Raw genomic sequence first — 25932 nt, forward strand, 5'->3', positions numbered from 1 at the left:
AGGGAAACTCTAGAGCGAAGGTCGTCGTCGCCAGCAGCGCCGCCGCCCTCGTCAGTGATCGGGCTTATAGACCCCCATCCTCCAACACGTCAACAGCGATCTTCAAAAAAACTTCAAAAAAGAACAAGCCATTGAATCTAAATGACTATTTCGACTGTTGATAAACTCGCTCGATTTTGAGGAGCTAAAACCTCCGGAATCGCACCGCGAATCTTTGATCAAACGGTCAAATTCCTTCCGGATCGCTCACGACATCAAATATCGTCGTTTTGCCTCGGAACGATGCGAGCGCTGCCTTAGCTGAAGGACGTCTCGTTCCCCTATATAGCGAGCACTCAGCCAGCCCTGGATTCCAGCCGCAGATCTATGCGAACTTACTCTTCGCAGAGCACACAAATGGGCGGTGCCTTGCCCTTCCATGGCCTCTTACCGTACTTGCGTGATGTTCGCCGTGCCCGACACAATGACCATATGGCCGGTATATCGATCATTCTTGTGCGCTACGCTCCGCCCGATCCGGACGGCAGAGCGTCACACCACATCGAAAACGGGGCGGAGGCCCAGACGTGACGACACATCTTCCTGCCCTGCCGGTTCGCGAGGTCCTGCCTCAATTGGCGCACGCACTCGCCGCAGGGCCGTCGGCAGTGCTCTCGGCTCCGCCCGGCGCCGGCAAGACGACGCTCGTTCCGCTCTTCCTGCTCGAGCAGGACTGGGCGAAGGGCGGCAAGATCATTCTGCTTGAACCACGGCGGCTGGCGGCACGAGCTGCCGCCGGACGCATGGCGGAGCTTCTCGGCGAGAAGGTCGGCGAAACCGTCGGCTATCGCATGCGTCTCGACAACCGCATCTCTGCCAGGACGCGCATCGAAGTCGTGACCGAAGGCGTGTTCGCTCGCATGATCCTCGACGACCCGGAACTTAAGGGCGTCGCGGCCGTGCTGTTCGACGAATTCCACGAGCGTTCGCTTGACGCGGACTTCGGCCTCGCGCTGGCAGTCGACGTACAGGCGGCGCTGCGCGACGACCTCAAGATCATCGTCATGTCGGCGACGCTCGATGTCGAACGGGTCTCAGGCCTGCTCGGCGGCGCGCCTATCATAGAGAGCCAGGGCCGCAGCTATCCGATCGACATCCGCTACCAGGATCGCGGCGGGGAGAGTGTCGAGGATGCCATGGTGCGCGCCATTGCTGAAGCGCACCGCACGGAAGACGGCTCCGTCCTCGCCTTCCTGCCCGGCCAGGCCGAGATCGCCCGTGTCGCCGCGCGGCTCCAGGACCGCTTCGATGCAAACACGGCCATTGTGCCGCTCTACGGCAACCTGACCCAGAAGGAGCAGGATGCGGCGATCCGCCCGGCGCCCAAGGGCACGCGCAAGATCGTGCTTGCCACCTCGATCGCCGAGACCTCGATCACCATCGACGGCGTGCGCATCATCGTCGACAGCGGCCTGCAGCGGCTGCCGGTCTTTGAAGCCGCGACCGGGATCACCCGGCTGGAGACGGTGCGGGTCTCGCGCGCCTCTGCCGATCAACGCGCCGGCCGCGCGGGACGGACGGAACCCGGCATCGCGATCCGCCTCTGGCACAGCGGCCAGACCGCAGCACTTGCCGCCTTCACGCCACCGCAGATTCTTGCGAGCGACCTTTCCGCCCTGCTGCTCGACTGTGCCCACTGGGGCGTCAGCGATCCAACCACCCTCGCCTTCATCGACTCACCGCCCGAAACGACGCTGACCGAGGCCAGGAAATTACTGGCATCGCTCGGCGCGCTCGACCAAGCCGGCGCGTTGACGGCGAAAGGTCGCAAGATCCGCGATCTGGCGTTACCGCCGCGTCTCGCCGCAATGGCGGTTGCCGCCGCCGAAGAGGGCCAGGCTGAAGCCGCGTGTCTGCTCGCGGTCATGCTCACCGAACAGGGCCTCGGCGGTACCAGCATCGATCTCGAAGATCGGCTGCGCCGCTTCCGCCAGGAGCGTGGCGACCGCGCCGAGGCCTCGCGCAATCTGGCGCGCCGCAGGGCGGCGGAGCTGAAGGGCGCGCCGAAATCGAACGAACCGTTCCAGCCGGGCGCGCTGCTGATGCATGCCTTCCCCGATCGCATCGCGCTTCAGCGCGGCGGCCGCGGCCGGTTCGTGATGGCGAACGGACGCGGCGCGGAGATCCCGGAGACGGAGCGGCTTGCGGCCGCGCCGATGCTTGTCATCGCTGACCTCACGGGACGGGCCGGCGGTCAGCGGGTGCTGGCGGCCGCCGAACTGTCGCGGGCCGAGGTCGAAGAGCATATGCCCGAAGCGATTACCCGCGAAGACCAGAGCTTCTTCGACAGGCAAAGCCGGCAGGTGCGCGCGCGCCGCGTGACCAGGCTCGGCGCGATCATCTTCGAGGAGGCGCCGCTTGCCAGGCCAACCGGCGAAGCTGCCGCGCGCGCGCTTGCCGACGGCGTGCGCCAGCTCGGCCTCGCCGTCTTGCCGTTTTCGAAAGAGGCGATGCAGATGCGCGACCGCATCGGCTTCCTCAACCGCTCGATCGGCGAGCCCTGGCCGGATGTCTCCGATCAGGCGCTGCTCGATCGTCTCGACGACTGGTTCGTGCCTTTCCAGCATGGCGTCACAGCCATTGCCGACATCAAGGCGTCCAACCTCTCGGACGGCCTGCTCTCCCTCATTCCGCACGAGCGGCAACGGGAACTCGGCAGACTCGCCCCGACGCATTTCGAGGCGCCGACCGGGCAAAGGCACCCAATTCACTACGACGGCGACGAGCCGCTTCTGTCGATCCGCGTGCAGGAGCTCTTCGGCCTGAAGATCCACCCGGCGATCGGCGACGGCCGCCTGCCGCTGCTGCTAGAACTGATCTCGCCGGGCCATCGCCCGATCCAGACGACGCGGGACCTGCCCGGTTTCTGGGCGGGCTCGTGGCGGGATGTGCGGGCGGACATGCGCGGACGCTACCCGAAACACCCTTGGCCCGAAGATCCGGCCGATGCGGCGCCGACGACACGGGCAAAGCCGCGTGGTACATGAGACGAAACCTCCGATGACTGGAATGCAGGCACGAATGACCACAGTTGCGCTCGAACACAACAACGACCAGACCAGTAACCGCAGCCTGCGCCTGCAGACGCTCGTCCGGCTGCGCTGGCTTGCCGTCGGCGGCCAGTCGATCGCCGTCCTCACCACCGCCTTCTGGCTGCAGTTTCCGCTGCCGCTGATTTCCTGCCTGGTGCTGATCGCGAGCCTGGCGCTGGTCAACTCCTATGTGACGCTGCGCTATCCGCCGACCCACCGGCTGCAGCCGCCGGCCGCTTTCGCGCTGCTTGGCCTCGATCTCGCGCAGATCACCGGGCTCTTGTTCATCACCGGCGGACTTACCAATCCCTTCGCACCGCTTCTCTGCGTCCCCGTCATCATCTCTTCGGCATCGCAGCCGAAATCGCACAGCATCATCCTTGCCGGCCTTGCGGTGATCGCGATCACAGCACTTGCCTTCTCGCCTTTTCCACTGCCCTGGTATCCGGGCACGGTTCTCCTGATGCCGCGGGTTTTGACCGCCGGCATCTGGTTTGCGATCGTCTCGATGACCGCCTTTGCCGCCTTCTACACCTACCGCGTCTCCCTGGAAGCGAGCGAACTGTCGGAGGCTCTGACGGCGACAGAACTCGTGCTGCAGCGGGAAAAGCACCTGTCGCAACTCGATGGACTGGCGGCAGCGGCCGCTCACGAACTCGGCACGCCGCTGGCGACCATCAGTGTCGTCGCCAAGGAGATGGAGCGCGAGCTTGGTAACGATCCACGCTTCGGCGAGGACGTGCATCTGCTGCGCAGCCAGAGCGAACGCTGCCGCGATATCCTGAAGCGGCTGACGACGCTCTCCTCCGAAAGCGAGGAGCACATGCGGATGCTGCCGCTGTCGTCGCTGATCGAAGAGGTGATGGCGCCGCACCGCGAGTTCGGCATCCACATCAATCTCGTCGAGAAAGGTGACCGCGCCACCGAGCCGGTCGGCAACCGCAATGCCGGCATCCTTTATGGGCTCGGCAACCTGCTCGAAAATGCTGTCGACTATGCCAAGAAGGAAGTTGCCGTGACGGTCGAGCACACCGCGGACCGCGTGAAAGTGACGATCGAGGACGATGGCGACGGCTTCGCCCCGGATATCCTGCAGCGCATCGGCGAGCCCTATGTGACGCGGCGGCAGAAGGACGACAGCGCCGGTGGCCTCGGGCTCGGCCTCTTCATCGCCAAGACCCTGCTTGAACGTTCGGGCGCGCGCCTGCGCTTCGAAAATGGCGGACCCGACAGGCCAGGCGCCCGGGTCAGCGTCGAATGGCCGCGCGCCCTGATGGATACGAAACTGGCGAAATGACATTTCGCAGTTTATTGAACGAGACCAGAAGAAACCTATAATCTCGGCGAAAGCGCAGGTTTTCGCTCAAGGATTCCAGAATGACCGACAAATCGACAGCTTCGCCCAGCACACCCGCACAGGACGCCGAACTGATCGGACCGGACCGCACCCTGCTGCTCGTCGACGACGACGCACCCTTCCTCAGGCGCCTTGCCCGCGCCATGGAAGCCCGCGGCTTTTCAGTCGACATTGCCGAATCAGTGGCTGAAGGCATTGCCAAGGCCAAGGGCAACCCGCCGAAATATGCCGTCATCGACCTTCGGCTCGGTGATGGCAGCGGTCTCGACGTGATCGAGGCGATCCGCGGACGGCGCGATGACACGCGCATGATCATGCTGACCGGCTACGGCAATATTGCCACCGCCGTAAACGCCGTGAAGCTCGGCGCCGTCGACTATCTTGCCAAGCCGGCCGATGCAGACGACATCTTTGCGGCGCTCGTTCAGCGCCAGGGCGAGCGCGTCGAGCCGCCGGAAAACCCGATGTCGGCCGATCGGGTTCGCTGGGAACACATCCAGCGTGTCTATGAGATGTGCGAGCGCAATGTTTCGGAAACGGCGCGCCGCCTCAACATGCATCGCCGGACGCTGCAACGCATTCTTGCAAAGCGCGCGCCGAAGTAACGGCGTCAGCCGCCGCTGTCGCGGTTGCCCGTGAGGATGTCGCCGATCTGATCGCCGAGTTCGCCGTTGCGCTCGGCTGCCCACTCCGCAAGCATCAGGCGCTGCGCCGCCGTGCGGGCAAAGAGCTGCAAGACCGATTTGCGCGTCGCCGGCGGCAGTTTGTGTTCGGGCGCCTCGCGAACGATGTGCCCTTCATAACCATCCGAAAGCAGCAAGCCGCATTCCTCGGGGAAGATATCGAGCGGCACGCCGGCATGGGTTGCGAAGAACAGCCGGTCGCAATGCTGCCGGTAATCCGGCCATTTGCGGTCGACGCGAAAGTCCTCGATCGAGGTCTTGATCTCGACAATCCAGATTTCGCCCTTGACCGACAGCGAGATCAGGTCGGCGCGCCTCCCGCTCGCCAGCGTCAGTTCAGGCAGGACGGAATGGCGCAGTTCAGCGAAAAGCCGCTGCACGCCGCGACGCACCATCATCGCGCGATTCGACTGTCGGCCGTCGATCAGCGGGTTGTCGTCATGGATGGAGAGGATGGTCATGCGCCCGGTGTCCCTTTGGGCCGGTCATTTTGTTGCAAAAAAACAAGGGTCATGGAATTTGCACTTTCCAGCCAATTTGTAGCCGCGCAATCTCTTGCATAGCACAGACTAATCGAAAATAACCGTAGTCACTGACGGTCGCGGCGACCCAGTTTTTACTTCGCTTCTTTTTTAAGAGACTCCCATGCGCTTCCGCAATGCCTTCCTCTTGTGCGGCCTCGCGGCGACACTCGCTGTTGCCGGCTGCTCGACGACATCGTCCAAGCCCGAAACGGCTGCGAACGAACCCGCTCCCGTAGCGCAAACGGTCGCTACGAATCAGATTTTCAACGGCGATTATGGCGCAGTTGAGGATCACGGTTACGCGCTGCCCGCCATTCCGATCAACAAGGTCGATACCCGGTTCCATCGCCAGATCGTCGACTACACCACCAGCGAGCGCCCTGGAACGATCGTCGTCAACACGCCGAATCGTTTCCTCTATTACGTGCTGCCCGGCGGCAAGGCCGTTCGTTACGGCATCGGCGTCGGCAAGGCCGGCTTTGCATGGGAAGGCGAAGCCTACATTGCCTGGAAGCAGGAATGGCCGATGTGGCATCCGCCGAAGGAAATGGCCGAGCGCAAGCCGGAAGTCGCCAAGTATGTCGAGGAAGGCATGGGTCCCGGCCTCAAGAACCCGCTCGGCGCCCGCGCACTCTATCTCTTCAACGACCAGGGCAAGGACACGCTGTTCCGCCTGCACGGTACGCCGGAATGGTCGTCGATCGGCACCGCCGCTTCGTCCGGCTGCATCCGCCTGATCAACCAGGACATCATCGATCTCTATTCGCGCGTTCGCCCCGGCAAGAACGCCCGCGTCGTCGTCCAGCAGTAACCGGGCTGCATCAGCCATCCGAAGCCGCCGACACCAGTCGGCGGCTTTTTTTACGTCGTTACTCAACCACCATTTGCCGGTGATGCGATGCTGCAACGGAGCGCTTCAACCACGCACAGTTGCCGTTCGAAAACACCCTCAAATCAGGGTCGCGAAAACCGGCTGCGTGACGCGGAAAAGTTCAAATTCGACTTAAATTCAGCCGCTTATTAAGTAAGCGTTATCTAAACAAACGAAAGAGTGTGCCCAGAAATTCCGCTCGGGAGGGACTGGCATGCTGATCAAGACCAAGCTTATCGGCGCGATTGCGCTTCTGTCATCCATAGCCATCGGCATCGCCATTTACAGTCAGAGCACGCTGTCGGAAACCGGCGACATGATGGATGCGGTCTATGCCGATCGCATCGTGCCGCTAAAGAACCTCAAGGCGACTTCCGATGCCTTTGCAGTCTCGATCGTCGATGCTGCACACAAGGTCCGCAACGGCAACGAAACGATGGAGAGCGGGCTTGCCTCGGTCAATGCCGCGCGAGAGACGATCAAGACCAACTGGGATGCCTATGCGGCAACCTCGATGACCGATGAGGAACGACGGCTCGTCGACAATGCGCGGAGCCAGATGGTCGTTGCGATGGATTCGATCATGGCGCTGACGCAAATTCTCTCAGCCAAGGACGAGAAGGCACTCGATGCCTTCGTGCGCGACAAGCTCTATGCGACAATCGATCCGCTGACGGCGACGATCTCCGAGATCTCGGACCTGCAGGTCGAACTTTCCGGCACGGCCTTTGAAGCCAAGCATCGCGAGTTCGAAACGGTGCAGACGCTCAGCATTGCCATCATCGTTCTCGTCATGGCGCTTGCCGGCGGCACCTTCCTTGTGGTGCTGCGCGGCGTCGTCGGACCGCTCGGGCGCCAGATCGCCGCCATGCGCCGGCTGATCGACGGCCACGTCGAAGATGCCGACGAGCCGGTAAACGGCAAGGACGAGATCGCCGACATGGCCCGTGCCATCCAGTCCTTCCGGGAGGCCGCGCGATCGAATCTGCGGCTGCAGGCGGAGGCCGAGGAGACTCGCCGCACCGGCGAGGCCGAGCGCGTTCGCGTGCAGAGACAGGCGGAACAGGACGCACAGCAGCGGCTGACGCAAGCGACCGCCGGTCTTGCCGCCGGGCTGCAGCGGCTTGCCAATGGCGATCTCGCCGTTCGGCTGCACGAGCCCTTCGCCGCCGAGTTCGAACAGCTGCGGCATGACCTCAACAAGGCCGCCGGACAGTTGAACGACGCGCTGCTGGCTGTCGCCGACAGCGCCGGCAACATCGGCATGGGCACGCGCGAGATCAGCCAGAGCGCCGACGATCTCTCCAAGCGGACCGAACAGCAGGCCGCGGCGCTCGAGGAGACAGCCGCCGCGCTCGACCAGATCACCGCCAATGTCAGCAACTCTTCGAGACGGACGGAGGAGGCGCGCGACGTCGCCGGCGAGGCGAAGACCAGCGCGGCCCAGTCGGCCGTCGTCGTCGCCAATGCCGTCGAGGCGATGCGGCGGATCGAAGAATCCTCCAGCCAGATATCCAGCATCATCGGCGTCATCGACGAGATCGCCTTCCAGACGAACCTCCTGGCGCTGAACGCCGGCGTCGAGGCGGCGCGGGCCGGCGAAGCGGGCAAAGGCTTTGCCGTGGTCGCCCAGGAAGTGCGCGAACTTGCCCAGCGCTCGGCCAAGGCCGCGAAGGAAATCAAGGATCTCATCCGCACATCGAGCCAGGAGGTCGAAAACGGCGTGCGCCTGGTGCGCGACACCGGCGAAGCGCTGCAAACGATCGAGGCGCATGTAATCACCATCAACGAACATATGGCTGCGATCGCCACGTCCGCCCGGGAACAGTCCGTGGGCTTGAGCGAGGTCAACACGGCCGTCAACCAAATGGATCAGGTGACGCAGAGGAACGCGGCGATGGTCGAGGAAGCCAATGCCGCCTCCGCCACCCTGGCGCAGGAAGGTACCAACCTGCGTAACCTGATCGGACGCTTCATCCTCGCCGGCGAGACGCAGGCAAAGGGCGGATCGAGGCCTCCTGCCCCGGCAGCCGCTGCAACCGCAGTCCGCGACCAGGGGCGGACTGTTGCCCAGGCAGCCCGGCGACCAGCCGTCTATGCAACACAGGGCAACGCCGCACTCGCCACAGACGGCTGGGCCGAATTTTAGGCCACCGGCGGAGACGACTGGCGGGCGCATGGAGGCTGGGACCGCGCTTGAAAAAACAGAGCCGTGCGTTCAGACGAACACACGGCCCTGCACCAATATTCAGACGTCAGGGATGAATCGGGCGGCGTTCAGCGCCTTCAGCTCCAGCCGACGGCGGTGGAGGACTGGCTCGGTGTAGCCGTTCGGCTGCTCGCGACCCTTGAGAACCAGGTCGAGGGCCGCCTGGAAGGCGATCGAGCCGTCGAAATTGCCGGCGATCGCGACATAGAGCGGATCGTCGGCGTTCTGTCCGTCGACGACGGCGGCCATGCGCTTCATCGTGTCGACGACCTGGGCTTCGGTGACGACGCCGTGGTGCAGCCAGTTGGCCATGTGCTGGGCGGAGATGCGCAGCGTCGCGCGGTCTTCCATCAGGCCGACATTGTTGATGTCGGGCACCTTCGAGCAGCCGACGCCCTGGTCGACCCAGCGCACGACGTAGCCCAGGATCCCTTGAGCGTTGTTGTCGAGTTCGCGCTGGATCTCCTCCGGCGTCCAGTTCGGCCGGACCGCAACCGGCACCGACAGAATGTCGGAGAGCTTGGCGCGGGTGCGGCTCTTCAGGCTTGCCTGGACCTCGGCGACATTGACGCGGTGGTAATGCGTCGCATGCAACGTCGCGGCCGTCGGCGACGGAACCCAGGCGGTGTTGGCGCCGGCCTTCGGGTGGGCGATCTTCTGCTCGAGCATCGCTGCCATCAGATCGGGCATGGCCCACATGCCCTTGCCGATCTGGGCGTGGCCGGAAAGGCCGCACTCGAGGCCGATATCGACGTTCCAGTTTTCGTACGCGCCGATCCAGGCGGCCTGCTTCATGTCGCCCTTGCGGATCATCGGGCCGGCTTCCATCGAGGTATGGATCTCGTCGCCGGTGCGATCGAGGAAGCCGGTGTTGATGAAGACGACGCGCTCGCGGGCAGCGCGGATGCATTCCTTGAGGTTGACCGTGGTGCGGCGCTCCTCGTCCATGATGCCCATCTTCATGGTGTTGGCTGGCATGCCGAGCGCCTTTTCGACGCGCGTGAAGATCTCGCAGGCAAAGGCGACTTCTTCCGGTCCGTGCATCTTCGGCTTGACGACATACATCGATCCCTCGCGGGAGTTCATGCGGCGGCCGCCGTTGCCGATATCGTGCAGGGCAATCAGCGCGGTGACCATGGCGTCCATGATACCCTCGGGCACTTCCTTGCCGTCGCGGTCGAGGATAGCCGGATTCGTCATGAGGTGTCCGACATTGCGGACCAGCATCAGCGACCGGCCGGGGAGCGACAGCGTGCCGCCTGAAGCGGCCTGATAGGTGCGGTCGGCATTGAGGCGGCGGGTGAAGGTCTTGCCGCCCTTGGCGACTTCTTCTTCGAGGTCGCCCTTCATCAGGCCGAGCCAGTTGCCGTAGACGACGACCTTGTCTTCGGCATCGACGGCCGCGACCGAATCTTCGCAATCCATGATCGTGGTGATCGCCGATTCGAGGATGACGTCCGAGATACCGGCCGGGTCCTCCTTGCCGATCGGCGTGGAGGCGTCGAGGACGACGATCGCATGCAGATTATTGTGCCGGAGAACGATCTCCGACCGCGTGCCTTCGGCGCCGGAATAGCCGGCGAATTGAGCGGCGTTGCGCAGCGTCGTGTTCGAGCCGTCCTTAAGGCCAATCTCCAGCGCGCCACCCGCAACCTTGAGCGAGGTGACGTCGGCCCAGTTACCCTTCGCCAGCGGGGCGCTGGCATCGAGGAAGTCGCGTGCCCAGGCGATGACCTTGGCGCCGCGCTTTGGATTGTAACCGCGGCCCTTCTCGGCGCCATCGGCGTCCGAAATCGCATCCGTGCCGTAGAGCGCGTCATAGAGCGAGCCCCAGCGCGCATTGGCAGCGTTGAGCGCATAGCGCGCATTCATGACCGGGACGACGAGCTGCGGACCGGCGATCGTCGCGATTTCCGGATCAACATTGGCGGTCGAAACGCTGAAGTCGCCACCTTCCGACAGCAGGTAGCCGATATCGCGGAGAAAGGCCTGGTAGGTCTCGATGTCGCTGGGGGCGCCGTTCTGCCTGTACCAGGCGTCGAGTTTGGCCTGCAGCTCGTCGCGCTTGGCGAGCAGCGCCCGGTTCTTCGGCGCCAGATCGTGCACGAGGGCGGAAAGCTGCTCGAAGAAATGTTCTGCATCGATGCCGGTGCCCGGCATCGCCTCTTCCACCAGGAAGCGATGGAGACCCGCATCTATCTTCAACCCAAACTTCTCAATGCGGTCCATCTGCCAACTCCTTGAAATAGACGTAAGGAGCGTCACCGATCCGGACGGATGCGATGAGAACGCCCCAACATGTTGATCTTGCGCCTGTAGCCGATCGCGGACCAGCCCATGCGCAACGCGCGCGTGAAACGGCCGCAGTTTCTCACCAATTCATTCCCTGTCAATTCTGCAAGGATGCGAAGAATTGTTTCCGAAATGGAAAAGATCAGTCGTGGGCAATGCGCGGACGTCCGCTGGCGGACGCGATGAACCGGGCCTCGATCAGCTTGCGGCTGCCCTCGACTTCCGGCGCATCGATTTCCTCGCGCAGCATCGAAGCGGGATCGTCCGCTCCATTGGTGCGCGCCGTTTCCAGCGCCACGGCTTCGGCTCGCCGCCGGGCGGCGCCGAAAGCCTGTTCCTGGTCGAGAAACCGTTCGCTGGCCCCGGCACCGTTGACGACGAAGATGCCTTCCTCCGGCATCGTCACGAAAACCGTGACCGTAGCGCTGACCTGGCCGACCACGGCGCCAACGGCATTGGCGACGCCGGCCTCTTCGGGAATGGCGGCATCCGTTCCGAGCATCTCGGCGATATCAGGGTAATAAACCGGCGCCGAAGCGCCGAGGCCGACGAGCGGACGGTCGAGACCAAGCGAGAAGCGGACGATGCCCGGCGTGCGCGTGAGCGCCCGGTCGACGGCCTGCGAAACGGCTGGATCGATGGCACCGGCACCATCCTCGCCGAGACAGGCCTGCAGGATGACCTCCGAGGATTGCCGCGTCAGCCGGTCGACGATCATCTGCGCCATGGCTTCCGGGGAGGAAGCGATTGGCTGACCGGAGCCGTCGCGGGTGCGCGCTGCAAGCTGAATGCCGAGCTGAGCCGCTTCAAGGTTCCATTGCGATTGCCGGCCGAGCACATGCATGGCGTCCGACGGCGTCAGGCCACAGATATGCACGAGCCCGCGCCCCACCAGCCGATCGAGCGTCGCCTTCTGCGGGGTCGAGACCAACAGGGTCTCCAACGCCAGCGGAACCGCACCGATGCGCTCATAGAGCGCCTGCTCCTGCGGTTGCAGGCCGCTGGCAAGATGATCCGGCAGGCCGGTGCGGACCGCAAACCGGCCATTGTTGCGCCCGGTATGCTGGGCGCGCATCTGCTTTTCGAGCACCGAGATGACGGCGTCGCCATGCAGGGCGGCCGCGAGGCTGAGCGGCATCAGCCGGCGCGGGCCGAGATCGATCTTCGCCTTCAAGCCGCGGTCGTTGATGCGCACTTCCGAATCGCCGCCCAGGCCGTAGGTCCGCATCGCCACCGCCTCGACCATGGTGCGGAAGCCGCCGACAACGGCGCCTTCGGCATCGAGCCGCGGACGCCCGCCCTCGAGTACCGCGACATCGGTCGTGGTGCCGCCGATGTCGGAGACCACCGCATTGTCGAGGCCGGTCAGATGCCGCGCGCCGACAAGGCTTGCGGCCGGACCGGAGAGGATCGTCTCGATCGGGCGCAGCCGCGCCTCCTCCGCCGAGATCAAGGCTCCGTCGCCGCGCACCACCATCATCGGCACGTCGATGCCGCGCGCCTTCAGGAAGCCTTCACAGGAGCCGATCAGCCGGTCGATCATCGACACCAGCCGGGCGTTGAGCAGGGTCGTCAAGGCACGGCGCGGGCCGCCGAGCTTCGAGGACAGTTCATGGCTGCAGGTCACCGGCAGATGCGAGACTTCGCGAATGCGGTCGCGGACGCGCTTTTCATGATCCGGATTCCGAACGGCGAAGTAGCCGGCAATGGCGAAGGAGGAGACCTGGCCGGCAAGCGCCGGCAGCGTGGCATCGAGCTCGCTCATGTCGAGTGGGGTTTCGCCGCCGTGCACATTGTGGCCGCCCGGCAGGAAGATCACCGGATCGGAGCCCAGCGCCTCCAAGAGACCATCGCGCTTCAGATCGTCGGGGCCAAAGCCGATCATGACAAGACCGGCGCGGCCGCCCTGCCCTTCGACGAGCGCATTGGTCGCAAGCGTCGTCGACAGCGAGACCATGCTGATTGCAGAAACCGGCACTTTCGCCTGATCGAGCACCGCTTCGACCGCGCCGGAAATACCGACTGCGAGGTCGTGGCGGGTCGTCAGCGCCTTGGCTTTGGCGACCACCCCTTGCGTTTCCGAGAAGAGAGCGGCGTCGGTATAGGTGCCGCCGGTGTCGATGCCGAGAAGAAAATGAGAGGTCAATTCGCGCAGTCCGGAATTCGCGCGGGGCGCAAGGCCCCGGGTTCAATGGGGATCGATGCGGTGATATGACATATTTCAAGAGAAAACCATCGTGCCGCAGACATAGATGATCAACTGGGCGACACGGGTCAAAAGATGGGGACACCTGCGCATGCTCGAAGGCCGCCGTCCGTCTATTTTCGTCTGGCTCCCGTTTGCCGCTTTCATCTGGTTTCCGCTGAACCTGGCCCAAGCACAGGACGCGGAGGAAGAAGAGTACAAGCCGCAACTTCCGGATGTCGCGATCTACAAGGCGATGCTCGACGCCAACAAGCAGACCGGCTGGGTGCAGTTTCGCGACTATGACGACCGGCAACTGATCTACTTCACCGCATTGCAGACGATGCATTGCCGGCTATCGGAAATTCGATATTCGATCAATTCGGACACGCTCGATCAGCGCTTTCCGCTGGCGAAGTGCAATCCGCAGATCCCGTTCAACCTGCCGGCCGATGAGACGGCCGAGTATGTCTATATCTCGCTGCCGGCCGACACCGCGAAGACGCTGACGATCCAGGCGGTGTGGGACGATGGTGCCGGAAGCGAGATTGTCGTCTACAAACCGTGCGACAATGTCGGCGACGCCACCTGCGCCCAGATCAAGACGATCAAGAAACCGTCGAAGATACTGCAGCAGCCGAAGCCGGCCGACTCGCCGGTGCGCTCGGTACAGTCGCCGATCCCCGGCAAGACCTTCAGCGAACCGACACCTTCATCGGCAACCCGCCCCGCGGTTGAGTAGTGAGGCGCTGCACCGGCCAGGGATTTGTCTCCTCGGTCAGATCGAAACGGTAGCGATGCATCATCACGGCGAGCGCGATCACGGCTTCCTGTAGCGCGAAAGTGGCGCCGATGCAGACGCGCGGGCCGGCGCCGAAGGGCAAATATTGGTAACGATGCAGCTTCTCGCGGTTCTCCGGCAGGAAACGCTCGGGCATGAACGCGCGGGGCTTATCCCAGTAAAGAACGTGGCGGTGCAGCGTCCACGGCATGATCAGCACCGCGATGCCCTTGGGGATGCGTACCCGCTTTCCGGTGGGGGAAGTCCACTCGTCCTCTTCGATCGCGGCCCGGTTGATCGACGGCGCCGGCGGATAGAGCCGCATCGCCTCCTCGAAGGCGGCAAGGACATGCGGCATCAGGCCGAGCCATTCGACCGGATCGGCACCGCTTGCGATCGCGGCATCGATCTCGGCCTCCATCGTCTCGCGATAGGCCGGCGTGTTGGCGATGCAATAGAGCGTCCAGGCGAGCGCCCGGGCGGTTGTCTCGTGCCCGGCACCGATGAAGGTCAGGATGTTATCCTCGATCTCCGCAGTCGAAAGGCCCTGACTGCCCTCGATCTCCAAAAGCAGGGTCAGGAAATCCTTGGGCGTGCCCTCGGGATCCGCCGCCATCTTGCGCCGCCGGATCGCCATGGTCTCGGACACGATCGAGCGGAACCGGTTCATCACCTTCTTGCCGCCGATCCGGGTTGGGCGCGGTATCCATTCCGGCGCGAGCAGAATGTCCATGGGATCGACGCGGCCCATGCGGTGCAGGAGTTCCTCGACGCTCTGGACAAACCCTTCCCGCTCCACCGCCACCTCACCGGAAAACAGCGTTTCGGCAAGAATGTCGAAGGTGAGTTCCGTCATGTCGTTGGCGATGTTGGTCGTGAACGGAGCTGTCTTGGCGCCGGCATAGCGCTCGACGAATGCTTCCGAGCTTCGCAACATCTGGCCTGCGAAACCCTTGGCGTGGCGCGGTGTGAACACCGGCGCCATGGCTTTCCGCGAGCGCTTCCAGACCTCGCCTTCGGCCGTCAGCAAGCCGTCGCGCAGGATCGGCCTGAGGATCAGCCGGCGAACCTTCGACATTTCGTAGTTGCCGACATTGTCGACGAGGATGTGACGGATGAGACCGGGATCGTTGACGATCAAAGTGCGCTGGGTGACGAACTTCGTCTCGATCCAGGGCAAGGTGTAGGATGGCTCGCCCCACAGTTCGAGCGGATTGCGTAAGACCGTCCTGATGATCTGCAGGTAGGAAGGGATGCCCACTCGAGGAACGGGAGCCGGCGGTTCGAAGGGCTCCGGACGCATGTCCATGGTGATTGCCTTTCTCGATTGCGCCAATGATTTCAGGTTTTTACGGCGCAATCAAGGAAAGTGCTTCACGTGAATCACAACAGGCTTTCAAGCTCCGAAAGCTTGTCGTTGACGAGCCAGCCGTAATAATTCTCCTCCGGCCATTGCGCTTGTCCGCTCTGGATCTTGGCGGCAAGGGCAGCTGCGCGGCCGTCCGGATTGCCGACATTGTAGAGCGTCGCCGTGATGCCGGGATTGTCGGAAATGTCGAGGCCGGCGATCGACTTGTAGGCGTCGATCGAATGGCGGATCGAGGCCGCCATATAGGCGAGCGACACATCCGGATCCATGATCGCCTCATAGACGCCAGCGGCGTTGTTTTCATCGAGGCGGTCGTAGCCCGACGTCTTTGCGACGATGTCGGTCAGCATCAGCGCCGTCAGCGGGTTGATCTGGCCGAGGCCGAAGGTCTGGCCGGCAAAGAACGGCTGGAAGAAAACGGCGCTGAAGCGGTTGTTCGGGAAGGACTTGCCGCCAACCGACTTGCCGCGGAAGTCGTTGTCCCAGACCCGCTCGCGGCAGCTCCAGAGCGCATAGGCACCCTTCTTGGCACCGCATTCGGAAAATTGCGGCCGGGCGACGAACTCGGCGACCGTTTCGCCATCATAGCCGAACTGGAAGCTGTTGCCGGCGTAAGCGGCCGCCTTGACGTAATAGGACTGCAGCCGGTCATAGGCGTCGACATTGTAGGTATGCTCGCCGACGATGGCGCCGACCATGTGGATCGGCGCGATGCCATAGGCGCGCGACACGGACTTGATCTTGCTGATCAGCTGTTTGTCGGTCGCCAGCAGATCCCGGACTTTCTCGAACTTGGCATCGAAGGAGGTGCGGCCGGCCTTGGTTCGGCGCACGGAAGCGCCGGGGATACCGGGCTGCTCGACGTTGCGGTTGCCCGGCGGAACGGCGGTCGCCGCGATTGTCTGGCTTGCGGTCAGGCAAAACGTGGCGATAGCGAGCATGCAGGCGGTAAAACGCACGATCTCTTCTTCCTGTGACTGGTGGAGGCTGCCTCGGTCGGCGGGGCGGCTCTTACGCCAAGATCATGTCGGAAAGATGCCCGGGCCACGATCAATTTCCGTGTCCGTGTTAGAAAAAATGCGGGCGCCTGTCGAGAGACAGGCGCCCGGTCTATTCTGGGTTGCGGGCGTTTGCGCGCCTCGACGACCGAAATGTCACAGGATGTAGCGCGACAGATCGGTGTTGGCAGCGAGATCGCCGACATGCTTGCGCACATACTCCGCGTCGATCGTCACCGCCTGTCCGGCGCTGTCGGGCGCATTGAACGAGATCTCGTCCAGTACGCGCTCCATCACCGTCTGCAGGCGGCGGGCGCCGATGTTCTCGACACTGGCATTCAGCTGCACCGCGACATCGGCGAGCGCATCGATCGCGTCGTCGGTGAAGTCGAGCTTCACCTCTTCCGTGTCCAAGAGCGCCTTGTACTGGCGGATGAGGCTCGCTTCGGTTTCCGTCAGGATCCGGCGGAAATCTTCCTTGGTGAGCGCACGGAGCTCAACGCGGATCGGCAGACGGCCCTGCAATTCCGGAAGCAGGTCCGAGGGCTTTGCCACATGGAAGGCGCCGGAAGCGATGAACAGGATGTGGTCGGTCTTGACCGGTCCATACTTCGTCGCAACCGTCGTGCCTTCAACGAGCGGCAACAGGTCGCGCTGCACGCCTTCGCGCGACACGCCGGCGCCCATGCCGCCCTCACGCGAGGCGATCTTGTCGATCTCGTCGAGAAAGACGATGCCGTCGTCTTCGGCCGCGCGCATTGCCTCGCGCTGGATCTGCTCGTTGTCGAGCAGTTTGTCCGACTCGTCGTTGATGAGCAGCTCATAGGAGGCCTTGACCGTCGTCTTGACCTTCTTGGTGCGGGCACCCATCGCCTTGCCGAACATTTCCGAAAGGTTGAGCACACCGATATTGGCGCCCGGCATGCCCGGAATTTCGAAACCACCCGGCGCACCGGTCTCGGCGAGGTCGACCTCGATCTCCTTGTCGTCGAGTTCGTTGGCGCGCAGCTTCTTGCGGAACGAATCGCGCGTCGCCGGCGAGGCCGTGGCGCCGACCAGTGCATCGAGCACGCGCTCTTCGGCGTTCTGGTGCGCCTTGGCCTTGACTTCGGCGCGGCGTTTTTCGCGCACGAGGCCGATCCCGACCTCGACGAGGTCACGGATGATCTGCTCGACGTCGCGGCCGACATAGCCGACCTCGGTGAACTTGGTCGCCTCAACCTTGACGAAGGGCGCGCCGGCGAGCTTGGCCAGACGCCTGGAAATCTCGGTCTTGCCGACACCGGTCGGGCCGATCATCAGGATGTTCTTCGGCATGACCTCATCGCGCAGCTCGTCGCCGAGCTGCTGGCGGCGCCAACGGTTGCGTAGCGCAATGGCGACGGCGCGTTTAGCGTCGTTCTGGCCGATGATGAAACGGTCGAGTTCCGACACGATCTCTCTGGGTGAAAACGTACTCATGTAGTCCTCTCAAATTCGGTCCGCGTCAGTTCCATCAGGAGCGTGCGACCAGATACATCTATCCATTCTGCGTAGGGCACGAAGCCGGCCTTGGTGTAGGCGCTGACCGCCCGGCGGTTGCCCGCATCAGGGTCGATCACGATTCGGGGCGCGCCGGCGGCAAAGAGCCGTTCGGCAAAAGCTCGCAGCGCCAGCGAGGCGACACCCCTGCCCGTCAATTCCGCAGGGCCGACGAAGATATCGATACCGGGCACATCGGCCGGCAGATCCTTCGCCCAGGGCTCCTCGTCCGGGTACTGAAAAGGCATCCAGGACTGGATGTAGCCAGCCGGCTCGCCGGCCACGTGGAAGATGAAGCCCTCCACCTCTCCGGTCGCGCAGCCTTCGCGGATCAGTTCCACTTCCTTGTCCGGATCGCCCCACCATTGCCGCACATGCGGTTCACTCAGCCAGGCATGCAGCAGCGGCAGATGGTCATCAACCACCGGCGCGAAGCTGACATGCTTGGGCTCATTCGGCATCCAACGTCTCCACCACGATATTGTGGTTGGTATAGACGCAGATGTCCCCGGCGATCTGCAGCGCCCGCCGGGCGATATCCTCGGCCGACTTGTCGCTGTCCATCAGGGCGCGCGCTGCGGCAAAGGCGTAGTTGCCGCCGGAGCCGATGGCGATGGTGCCGTGTTCCGGCTCAAGTACGTCGCCATTGCCGGTGATCGCCAGGGTTATCGACTTGTCGGCGACCAGCATCATCGCTTCGAGATTGCGCAGATACTTGTTGGTGCGCCAGTCCTTGGCAAGTTCGACCGCCGCGCGCATCAGCTGGTCGGGGTACTGTTCAAGCTTGGCCTCGAGCCTTTCGAGCAGCGTGAAGGCGTCGGCGGTCGCGCCGGCAAAGCCGGCGATCACGTCGCCCTTCGCGAGACGCCGCACCTTGCGCGCATTGCTCTTCATCACGGTCTGGCCGAGGCTCACCTGGCCGTCGCCGGCCATCACCACCTTGCCATCCTTGCGTACCGTGATGATGGTCGTCGCATGCATCGTTCCGTAGGGATTGTGTTCACTCATGAAGATACCTGTCGGCCCCTGATACTTGGGGGCGTTTACTTGGGGCGTTGCGGCTCGTGACACGAGCCTGGTTGCTTGAGGCCTATGTAAGTACGGCAGACACATTTGCAAATGGCAACCGCCCGAGGGTGCAATCTTCGTTCAGGGCCCGGTGTCGGATGATTCGAATCAACGCTCAAGTTCTGGATATTTCAGCATTTGCCTGATAAGGAGCGGCCGAGATCGCAAGCGAGCGCGAGATGAGGAAACCGCACAGACTTTCCTCCCCCCGCACTGGCGCATACAGGAGAGCCCGATGGCAGAAGCCACGTCCAGCCGCACCGCACAGGTTTCGCGTAAAACCAACGAGACCGCGGTGTCCGTATCGGTCAACATCGACGGCACCGGCGTTTCGAAGATTTCGACCGGTGTCGGCTTCTTCGACCATATGCTGGACCAGCTCGCCCGCCATTCGCTCATCGACATGGAGATCAAGACCGACGGCGACCTGCATGTCGACGACCACCATACGGTCGAGGACACCGGCATTGCCATCGGCCAGGCGCTCGCCAAGGCGCTCGGCGACCGGCGCGGCATCGCCCGTTACGCCTCGCTCGACCTTGCCATGGACGAGACGATGACCCGCGCGGCAGTGGACGTTTCCGGCCGGCCGTTCCTCGTCTGGAACGTTGCCTTCAGCGCGCCGAAGATCGGCACCTTCGACACGGAACTCGTGCGTGAGTTCTTCCAGGCGCTCGCCCAGCATGCCGGGATCACGCTGCATATCCAGAACATCTACGGCGCCAACAACCATCATATCGCCGAGACCTGCTTCAAGTCCGTCGCCCGCGTGCTCCGCACCGCAACCGAAATCGACCCGCGCCAGGCCGGCCGCGTTCCCTCGACCAAGGGGACCCTTGCCTAAGCGGCCAGTCACTGGCTGAACCCATGGCTTCTTACCTGATCCTCACCCCGCCGGGTGCGCGCGCCGACGACGAGCGAACACGCTTCGTTGCCGACGGCTTCTCCTGGGGCGCCTTTCTCTTCCCGGCGCTCTGGCTTCTCTTCAAGCGGCAATGGGCAATCGGAATCGCAGTTGCTGTTCTGCAGATTTCGTTAATCTCCCTGTCGAGTCTCGCAGGCGGTTTCCTTGCATCGGTGCTGGTGCAGCTCGCGCTGCGGCTGCTCGTCGCGCTGGAAGGGCCAGTTCTGGTGGCACGCAGCCTGACGGCTCGTGACTGGACGCTTCGTTCCATCGTGCCGGCACCCAATCTGGAGACGGCGGAAGAGATCTATTTCACGAGCGTGGCACCGGGCGAGACAAAGCCCGCCACCCCTTCCCCGGCCGATTGGACCGCGCGCAAGCCCTCAAACGGCGGACCCGGCCTCGGCCTTTTTGATTCCTACGGAGAACGCTGATGCGCGTCGCCATCATCGACTACGGCTCGGGCAACCTGCGCTCAGCCACCAAGGCCTTCGAACGGGCCGCTCGCGAAGCCGGCATTTCAGCCGAGATCGACCTCACCGACAAGCCGGAGCGGGTGGCGAGCGCCGACCGCATCGTGCTTCCGGGTGTCGGTGCCTATGCCGACTGCCGCCGTGGCCTTGCCGCCGTCGACGGCATGGAGCAGGCGCTGACCGAAGCGGTGGAACAGGCCGCCCGGCCGTTCCTCGGCATCTGCGTCGGCATGCAGCTGATGTCGTCGCGCGGGCTCGAAAAGACCATCACCCACGGCTTCGGCTGGATCCCCGGCGATGTCGTCGAAATGGCGCCTGCCGACACCTCGCTGAAAATCCCGCAGATCGGCTGGAACACGCTCACGCTCAAGCGCGAACATCCGCTGTTTGACGGCATCCGGGTTGGCGAAGGCGGCCTGCACGCCTATTTCGTGCATTCGTACCATCTGGCCGCCGAGAACGCCGGCGACGTGGTCGCCGAAGCGGATTACGGCGGTCCGGTCACCGCCTTCGTCGCCAACGGCAACAAGGCCGGCTCGCAGTTCCACCCGGAAAAGAGCCAGGCCCTCGGCCTTGCCCTCATCTCGAATTTCCTGCGCTGGAAGCCCTGAGCTTTCGCCTCTCTCGATTGGACAGACCTATGATCCTATTTCCCGCCATCGACCTGAAAGACGGGCAATGCGTACGCCTGAAGCTCGGCGACATGGACCAGGCGACGGTTTACAACCCCGACCCGGCGGCCCAGGCCCGCGCCTTTGAAGAACAGGGCTTCGAATGGCTGCACGTGGTCGACCTCAACGGCGCCTTTGCCGGCGAGACGGTCAACGGCGCGGCCGTCGACGCCATCCTCAAGGCGACCCGTAACCCGGTGCAGCTCGGCGGCGGCATCCGCACGCTTGACCATATCGAAAACTGGCTGTCGCGCGGCCTTGCCCGCGTCATCCTCGGCACGGTCGCTGTGCGCGATCCGGCACTCGTCATAGAAGCCTGCCGCAAGTTCCCCGGCAAGGTCGCCGTCGGCATCGACGCCAAGGGCGGCAAGGTCGCCGTGGAGGGCTGGGCCGAGGCCTCCGAGCTCGGCGTGATCGAGCTTGCCAAGAAGTTCGAGGGCGCCGGCGTTTCGGCGATCATCTATACCGACATCGACCGCGACGGCATCCTGACCGGCATCAACTGGACCTCGACGCTGGAGCTGGCGGATGCGGTTTCCATTCCGGTCATCGCCTCGGGCGGTCTTGCCTCGATGGACGACATCCGCCGCATGGTTGCGCCGGACGCACACAAACTCGAAGGTGCCATCTCCGGCCGCGCGCTCTATGACGGCCGCATCGACCCGCAGGAAGCGTTGGATCTGATCCGCGCCGCGAGAAAGGCCTGACCATGTCCCTCAAAGCCCGCGTTATCCCCTGCCTCGACGTCAAGGACGGCCGTGTCGTCAAGGGTGTCAACTTCGTCGACCTGATCGACGCCGGCGACCCGGTTGAGGCGGCACGCGCCTATGATGCCGCCGGCGCCGACGAGCTCTGCTTCCTCGACATCACCGCGTCCTCCGACAATCGCGAGACGATCTTCGACGTCATCGCCCGCACCGCCGAACAGTGCTTCATGCCGCTGACCGTCGGCGGTGGCGTGCGCCAGGTCTCCGACATCCGCAAGCTGCTGCTTGCCGGCGCCGACAAGGTGTCGATCAATACCGCTGCCGTGAAGAACCCTGAATTCGTTGCGGAAGCCGCCGACAAGTTCGGCAACCAGTGCATCGTCGTTGCCATCGATGCCAAGAAGGTGTCGAAGGACGGCGAAACGGATCGCTGGGAGATCTTCACCCATGGCGGACGCCAGCCGACCGGCATCGACGCGATCGAGTTTGCCCGCCGCGTCGTCGATCTCGGCGCCGGCGAAATCCTTTTGACCTCGATGGACCGCGACGGCACGAAGAGCGGCTATGACATTGCGCTCACCCGCGCGGTCGCCGATGCCGTTCGTGCCCCGGTCATTGCATCGGGTGGCGTCGGAAACCTCGACCACATGGTAGCCGGCATCCGCGACGGTCATGCGACCGCCGTGCTCGCCGCCTCCATCTTCCACTTCGGCACCTATAGCATTGGCGAAACCAAGCGCTATATGGCGGAGCATGGCATCGCCATGCGCCTCGACTGAGCTTCAGGATCTTCCATGGCTGACTTCACACTTTCCGATCTCGAAGCCATCGTCGCGACGCGCGCGAAGGCGGCGCCGGACGAATCCTGGACGGCAAAGCTGGTCGCGAGCGGCCAGCCGAAGGCGGCCAAGAAACTCGGGGAAGAGGCGGTCGAGACGGTGATCGCGGCCGTCAGCAACGACCGCGCGAATCTCGTCGCCGAAAGCGCCGATCTCATCTATCATCTGATGGTCGTATTGAAGATCGCCGACGTTCCGTTGCAGGATGTGCTGAACGAGCTCGCGCGGCGAACCAACCAATCTGGCCTGCAGGAAAAGGCAAATCGGCAGACCCCATGACGATAGCGGCCAAAGACATCGAAGCGGCGGACCTGCCGGACAATCTGCAGCAGCGGGACTATTCGCCCTATCATTTCTTCACCGCCGAGGAATGGTCGCGCTTTCGCGCCGATACGCCGCTGACGCTGACGGCCGACGAAGTGCAGCGGCTGCGCTCGCTGAACGACCCCGTCGATCTCCGTGAAGTCCGGCAGATCTACCTGTCGCTGTCGCGCCTGCTCTCGACCCATGTGGAATCGTCCCAGATGCTCTTCGAGCAGCGCAAGCGCTTCCTCAGCATGTCCGAAACGAAGACGCCCTTCGTCATCGGCATTGCCGGATCGGTCGCCGTCGGCAAATCGACCACGGCCCGTATCCTTGCGCAACTCCTGTCGCGCTGGCCATCAAGCCCGAAGGTCGATCTGGTGACGACCGACGGCTTTCTCTACCCGAACGCCGTGCTCCAGCGCGAAAACATGATGGATCGCAAGGGCTTTCCGGAAAGCTACGACGTCGGCGCGCTCCTGCGCTTCCTGTCTGCGATCAAGGCGGGCCAACCGAACGTCAAGGCGCCGAGCTACTCGCACCTGACCTATGACGTGCTGCCGGACCAGTTCACCGTCATCGACCGCCCGGATATCCTGATCTTCGAGGGCATCAACGTGCTGCAGTCGCGCAACCTGCCGGCCGACGGCAAGATCGTGCCGATGGTCTCGGATTTCTTCGACTTCTCGATCTATATCGATGCCGAGGAGAGCCTGATCCATAGCTGGTACGTCAACCGCTTCATGCGGTTGCGCGAAACCGCCTTCAAGAACCCGGAATCCTACTTCCATCGTTATGCCACGATCAGCGAGGATGCGGCGCGCGCAATCGCCGAGGGCCTGTGGCACAACATCAACCTGAAGAACCTGCACCAGAACATCCTGCCGACGCGCCCGCGCGCCGACCTGATCCTGCAAAAGGGCCCGAACCACCTGACGGAAAAGGTGGCGCTCAGAAAACTCTGAGCGCTCGATAAGCCCGTCATGGATTGACGCGACGCAGCGTCAGGTTGACCCGACCACCGTTCTTCAGCAGCGTCGACGTGTTCGGATAGATCCGGTCGACGCCATGGAACGCGAGCCGCCCTTCTCCACCGAGCACGACGACATCGCCGCTTTCGAGCCGGAAGGACATGGTCTGTCCCCCGCGCTGATTGCTGCCGACGCGGAAAAGGCAGCTGTCGCCGAGCGAGATCGAGACGACGGCCGTTTCCAGATCACGCTCGTCGCGATCCTGGTGCAGACCCATGCGGGCCTCCTCGGAATAGAAGTTCACAAGACAGGCTTCCGGCATCTTTTGGCTGGCGGAAACCGCCTGCCAGATCTCGAGCACTATGTCCGGCATCGGCGGCCAGCGCCGGCCGGTCACCGGATGCTGAGCCTGGTAACGATAGCCGCGATCGCGATCCGTGACCCAGCCGAGCAAGCCGCAATTGGTCATGCGAACCGACATGGGTTTTCCGGTCTTCGGCATTTCCGGCACGAAGAGCGGTGCTTCGGCAACGACACGACGAATCGCTTCAACGAGTTGTTCCTGCCGGGTGCGATCGAGATAGCCCGGGATATGTCTGATCCCTTTCGGGAGCACCTGCATTGGAAGCCCCTATTGCTCCAGGCCGAGAAGTGCTGCCGGCACGCCGTAGCGAAGCGGCCAGCCGGCATAGGCGACATCCGTCGGCCCGACCACGTGATCGACGAGGTTCCAGCGGCTATTCTGGAAGCTGACCAGTGCAAACACCGTCAGACCATCCATCATGTCAGCCTCGTCACGCAACCCGGTTTGCGCAAGGTCGATAGTGCCGCCACCGGGACGTTGCGGCTCGACCTGCAGGAAGGCCCAGTTGGGTGCTGCACGTATCGTCGTGGCGACGAACTCGACCGGACCGCGCATTTCGGCCTCCACCGCCGGACGGATCGCGTCGAGGATGGCGGCACGCTCAGTACTGCCCTTGGCCGGTTCACGGAACGGTTGCGCCAGACAAGCGCCGGCAAGCCAAAGGCTCGCCAGCGTCGCGATTGCAAGAGGACGCGTGAACGACACGCTCAAGCGGCGTCCAGATCCGGAATGCGCAGAACCTGGCCGGGGTAGATCTTGTCCGGATGCGTCAGCATCGGCTTGTTGGCTTCGAAAATGACGGTGTGCTTGGCACCCTTGCCCTTGCCGTACTGTGCCTCGGCGATCTTCCAGAGGTTGTCGCCCTTTTTGACCGTATAGAAGACCGGCGCCTTGGCGGGTGCCGGTGCAGCACCAGCATCGGCAACCTTGAGCTCCGAGGCTTCAACCGCCGAGACGCCGAGCGTGTTGCCGACGGCGACCACGGCCTTTTCGAAGACGCTCTGGTCCTTCACGACACCCTTCAGCACGACCTTGTCACCGGCCACTTCGACCTGCACGTCCTTTGTGCCGAGATCGTGGGATGCAAGTTCCTTCTGAACGCTTTCGGCATCCGGGGCGTCATCGTCGCCGCCGATGCCAAGCTTCTTGCCGGCGTTCTTGATAAAGCTGAAAAGACCCATGAATATCTCCTTTTGCGAAAACACTGCTCGGTAAGAGAGGGCGCCGCCTGCCAAAGGCAAGGAGCGGCAAAAAAGAAATCAGTCGCCGGCCGGCCGCCCCCGAAGCTTCTTGATCTCGCCGCGCCCGGACTTCTCCTTGAGACGGCGCTCGACGGAGCCGCGGGTCGGTTTCGTCTTCTTGCGTGGCGGTGGTGGCGGCTCCGCGGCCTTGAGAATCAGTTCCTTCAGTCGCTCGCGCGCATCTTCGCGGTTGCGCTCCTGGCTGCGAAACCGGCTGGCCTCGATCATCAGCACGCCCTCTTTCGAGGCACGACGCCCAGCAATCTTCAGGGCGTTGGCCTTGATGCGATCGGAAAGCGCCGGAGAGGCCAGCACGTTGAAGAACAGCTGAACGGCGGTCGACACCTTGTTGACGTTTTGCCCACCCGGCCCGCCGGCCAGCACGAATTGCTCCGTCAGCTCCCAGCCGGCAATCATTATGTTGTCGTTTATGTAGAGCGGATCGCTAGCCATGGTTCACCTCGCCCCGATCTATGGCACAGAGCGAACCTCTTGAAAACATTCGCCACGAAAACGAAAAACCCGGCCGT

The 25932-nt window shown here is 63.4% G+C and carries 25 protein-coding genes; 13 read left to right on the forward strand and 12 right to left on the reverse strand.

From position 1 onward, the window contains the following. Positions 1-566 precede the first annotated feature (566 nt). The 3 genes from hrpB (at position 567) to AC070A_RS14520 (ending at position 5033) form a co-directional block, all read left to right on the forward strand. On the forward strand, positions 567-3026 hold the full coding sequence (gene hrpB, locus AC070A_RS14510; RefSeq protein WP_113737282.1) for an ATP-dependent helicase HrpB: 2460 nt from the start codon (positions 567-569) through the stop codon (positions 3024-3026). Between the two features lie 34 nt (positions 3027-3060). Next, a complete protein-coding gene (locus AC070A_RS14515; protein WP_058327459.1) occupies positions 3061-4368 on the forward strand; it encodes an ActS/PrrB/RegB family redox-sensitive histidine kinase in 1308 nt (435 codons plus the stop codon). Positions 4369-4448: 80 nt separating this feature from the next. After that, positions 4449-5033 (forward strand): ActR/PrrA/RegA family redox response regulator transcription factor, encoded by a 585-nt coding sequence (locus AC070A_RS14520; protein ID WP_057252080.1) that lies wholly within the window; start codon positions 4449-4451, stop codon positions 5031-5033. Positions 5034-5038: 5 nt separating this feature from the next. On the opposite strand, the gene AC070A_RS14525 is transcribed toward AC070A_RS14520, so the two are convergent. Further along, the gene (locus tag AC070A_RS14525) at positions 5039-5572 is read right to left on the reverse strand and encodes an MmcB family DNA repair protein (protein ID WP_057252079.1); all 534 of its coding nucleotides are present in this window, start codon (positions 5570-5572) and stop codon (positions 5039-5041) included. 184 nt (positions 5573-5756) lie between these two features. Between AC070A_RS14525 and AC070A_RS14530 the strand changes: the two genes are divergently transcribed. Then, positions 5757-6446, forward strand: coding sequence for a L,D-transpeptidase (locus AC070A_RS14530; RefSeq protein ID WP_057252078.1), 690 nt, complete (start codon positions 5757-5759; stop codon positions 6444-6446). Positions 6447-6720: 274 nt separating this feature from the next. Further along, on the forward strand, positions 6721-8655 hold the full coding sequence (locus AC070A_RS14535; RefSeq protein ID WP_057252077.1) for a HAMP domain-containing methyl-accepting chemotaxis protein: 1935 nt from the start codon (positions 6721-6723) through the stop codon (positions 8653-8655). 99 nt (positions 8656-8754) lie between these two features. Here AC070A_RS14535 and AC070A_RS14540 read toward each other — a convergent pair whose 3' ends face one another. Next, entirely contained in the window at positions 8755-10944 is a 2190-nt protein-coding gene (locus AC070A_RS14540; protein ID WP_057252076.1) for a malate synthase G, read from the reverse strand. 205 nt (positions 10945-11149) lie between these two features. Beyond that, positions 11150-13153: a hydantoinase/oxoprolinase N-terminal domain-containing protein gene (locus AC070A_RS14545; RefSeq protein ID WP_057252075.1), complete on the reverse strand. Its 2004-nt coding sequence runs from the start codon at positions 13151-13153 to the stop codon at positions 11150-11152. Positions 13154-13304: 151 nt separating this feature from the next. Between AC070A_RS14545 and AC070A_RS14550 the strand changes: the two genes are divergently transcribed. Beyond that, positions 13305-13934, forward strand: coding sequence for a hypothetical protein (locus tag AC070A_RS14550; RefSeq protein WP_143032928.1), 630 nt, complete (start codon positions 13305-13307; stop codon positions 13932-13934). Here AC070A_RS14550 and AC070A_RS14555 read toward each other — a convergent pair. From AC070A_RS14555 to hslV, 5 genes are all read right to left on the reverse strand, one after another. Then, positions 13888-15282, reverse strand: a complete 1395-nt coding sequence (locus AC070A_RS14555; protein WP_057252073.1) for a cytochrome P450 — start codon at positions 15280-15282, stop codon at positions 13888-13890. The genes AC070A_RS14550 and AC070A_RS14555 overlap by 47 nt on opposite strands. 74 nt (positions 15283-15356) lie before the next feature. After that, positions 15357-16301 carry a DUF1402 family protein gene (locus AC070A_RS14560; protein ID WP_093233504.1) on the reverse strand — a complete coding sequence of 315 codons (945 nt, stop codon included), beginning with the start codon at positions 16299-16301 and terminating at the stop codon, positions 15357-15359. 195 nt (positions 16302-16496) lie between these two features. Further along, positions 16497-17801 carry an ATP-dependent protease ATPase subunit HslU gene (gene hslU, locus AC070A_RS14565; protein ID WP_057252071.1) on the reverse strand — a complete coding sequence of 435 codons (1305 nt, stop codon included), beginning with the start codon at positions 17799-17801 and terminating at the stop codon, positions 16497-16499. Then, complete coding sequence (locus tag AC070A_RS14570; protein WP_057252070.1) at positions 17798-18322, reverse strand: GNAT family N-acetyltransferase; 525 nt, start codon at positions 18320-18322, stop codon at positions 17798-17800. Before AC070A_RS14570 ends, hslU begins: the two co-directional genes overlap by 4 nt. Continuing rightward, positions 18312-18869 (reverse strand): ATP-dependent protease subunit HslV, encoded by a 558-nt coding sequence (gene hslV / locus AC070A_RS14575; protein WP_057252069.1) that lies wholly within the window; start codon positions 18867-18869, stop codon positions 18312-18314. Before hslV ends, AC070A_RS14570 begins: the two co-directional genes overlap by 11 nt. A gap of 295 nt (positions 18870-19164) precedes the next feature. Between hslV and hisB the strand changes: the two genes are divergently transcribed. The 7 genes from hisB to coaA are packed head-to-tail and all read left to right on the forward strand — an operon-like array spanning position 19165 to position 23791. Continuing rightward, complete coding sequence (gene hisB, locus AC070A_RS14580; RefSeq protein WP_057252068.1) at positions 19165-19773, forward strand: imidazoleglycerol-phosphate dehydratase HisB; 609 nt, start codon at positions 19165-19167, stop codon at positions 19771-19773. 23 nt (positions 19774-19796) lie between these two features. Then, entirely contained in the window at positions 19797-20267 is a 471-nt protein-coding gene (locus AC070A_RS14585; RefSeq protein WP_057252067.1) for a DUF2628 domain-containing protein, read from the forward strand. Next, positions 20267-20917, forward strand: coding sequence for an imidazole glycerol phosphate synthase subunit HisH (gene hisH / locus AC070A_RS14590; RefSeq protein WP_057252066.1), 651 nt, complete (start codon positions 20267-20269; stop codon positions 20915-20917). The genes AC070A_RS14585 and hisH overlap by 1 nt, the downstream gene beginning before the upstream one ends. Positions 20918-20946: 29 nt before the next feature. Next, positions 20947-21684 (forward strand): 1-(5-phosphoribosyl)-5-[(5-phosphoribosylamino)methylideneamino]imidazole-4-carboxamide isomerase, encoded by a 738-nt coding sequence (hisA, locus tag AC070A_RS14595; protein ID WP_057252065.1) that lies wholly within the window; start codon positions 20947-20949, stop codon positions 21682-21684. A gap of 2 nt (positions 21685-21686) precedes the next feature. After that, entirely contained in the window at positions 21687-22463 is a 777-nt protein-coding gene (gene hisF, locus AC070A_RS14600) for an imidazole glycerol phosphate synthase subunit HisF (RefSeq protein ID WP_057252064.1), read from the forward strand. A gap of 15 nt (positions 22464-22478) precedes the next feature. Then, positions 22479-22802 (forward strand): phosphoribosyl-ATP diphosphatase, encoded by a 324-nt coding sequence (locus AC070A_RS14605; protein WP_057252063.1) that lies wholly within the window; start codon positions 22479-22481, stop codon positions 22800-22802. After that, the gene (gene coaA / locus AC070A_RS14610; protein ID WP_057252062.1) at positions 22799-23791 is read left to right on the forward strand and encodes a type I pantothenate kinase; all 993 of its coding nucleotides are present in this window, start codon (positions 22799-22801) and stop codon (positions 23789-23791) included. Before AC070A_RS14605 ends, coaA begins: the two co-directional genes overlap by 4 nt. Positions 23792-23807: 16 nt before the next feature. On the opposite strand, the gene AC070A_RS14615 is transcribed toward coaA, so the two are convergent. From AC070A_RS14615 to arfB, 4 genes are all read right to left on the reverse strand, one after another. Then, complete coding sequence (locus AC070A_RS14615) at positions 23808-24419, reverse strand: alpha-ketoglutarate-dependent dioxygenase AlkB (RefSeq protein WP_057252061.1); 612 nt, start codon at positions 24417-24419, stop codon at positions 23808-23810. A gap of 9 nt (positions 24420-24428) precedes the next feature. Further along, a complete protein-coding gene (locus tag AC070A_RS14620; RefSeq protein ID WP_057252060.1) occupies positions 24429-24866 on the reverse strand; it encodes a hypothetical protein in 438 nt (145 codons plus the stop codon). A gap of 2 nt (positions 24867-24868) precedes the next feature. Then, entirely contained in the window at positions 24869-25342 is a 474-nt protein-coding gene (lysM, locus tag AC070A_RS14625; RefSeq protein ID WP_043616146.1) for a peptidoglycan-binding protein LysM, read from the reverse strand. Between the two features lie 78 nt (positions 25343-25420). Beyond that, positions 25421-25855, reverse strand: coding sequence for an alternative ribosome rescue aminoacyl-tRNA hydrolase ArfB (gene arfB, locus AC070A_RS14630; RefSeq protein ID WP_057252059.1), 435 nt, complete (start codon positions 25853-25855; stop codon positions 25421-25423). Between the last annotated feature and the right edge of the window lie 77 nt (positions 25856-25932).

The organism is Ensifer sp. GW101-20A05 (assembly GCF_059424735.1).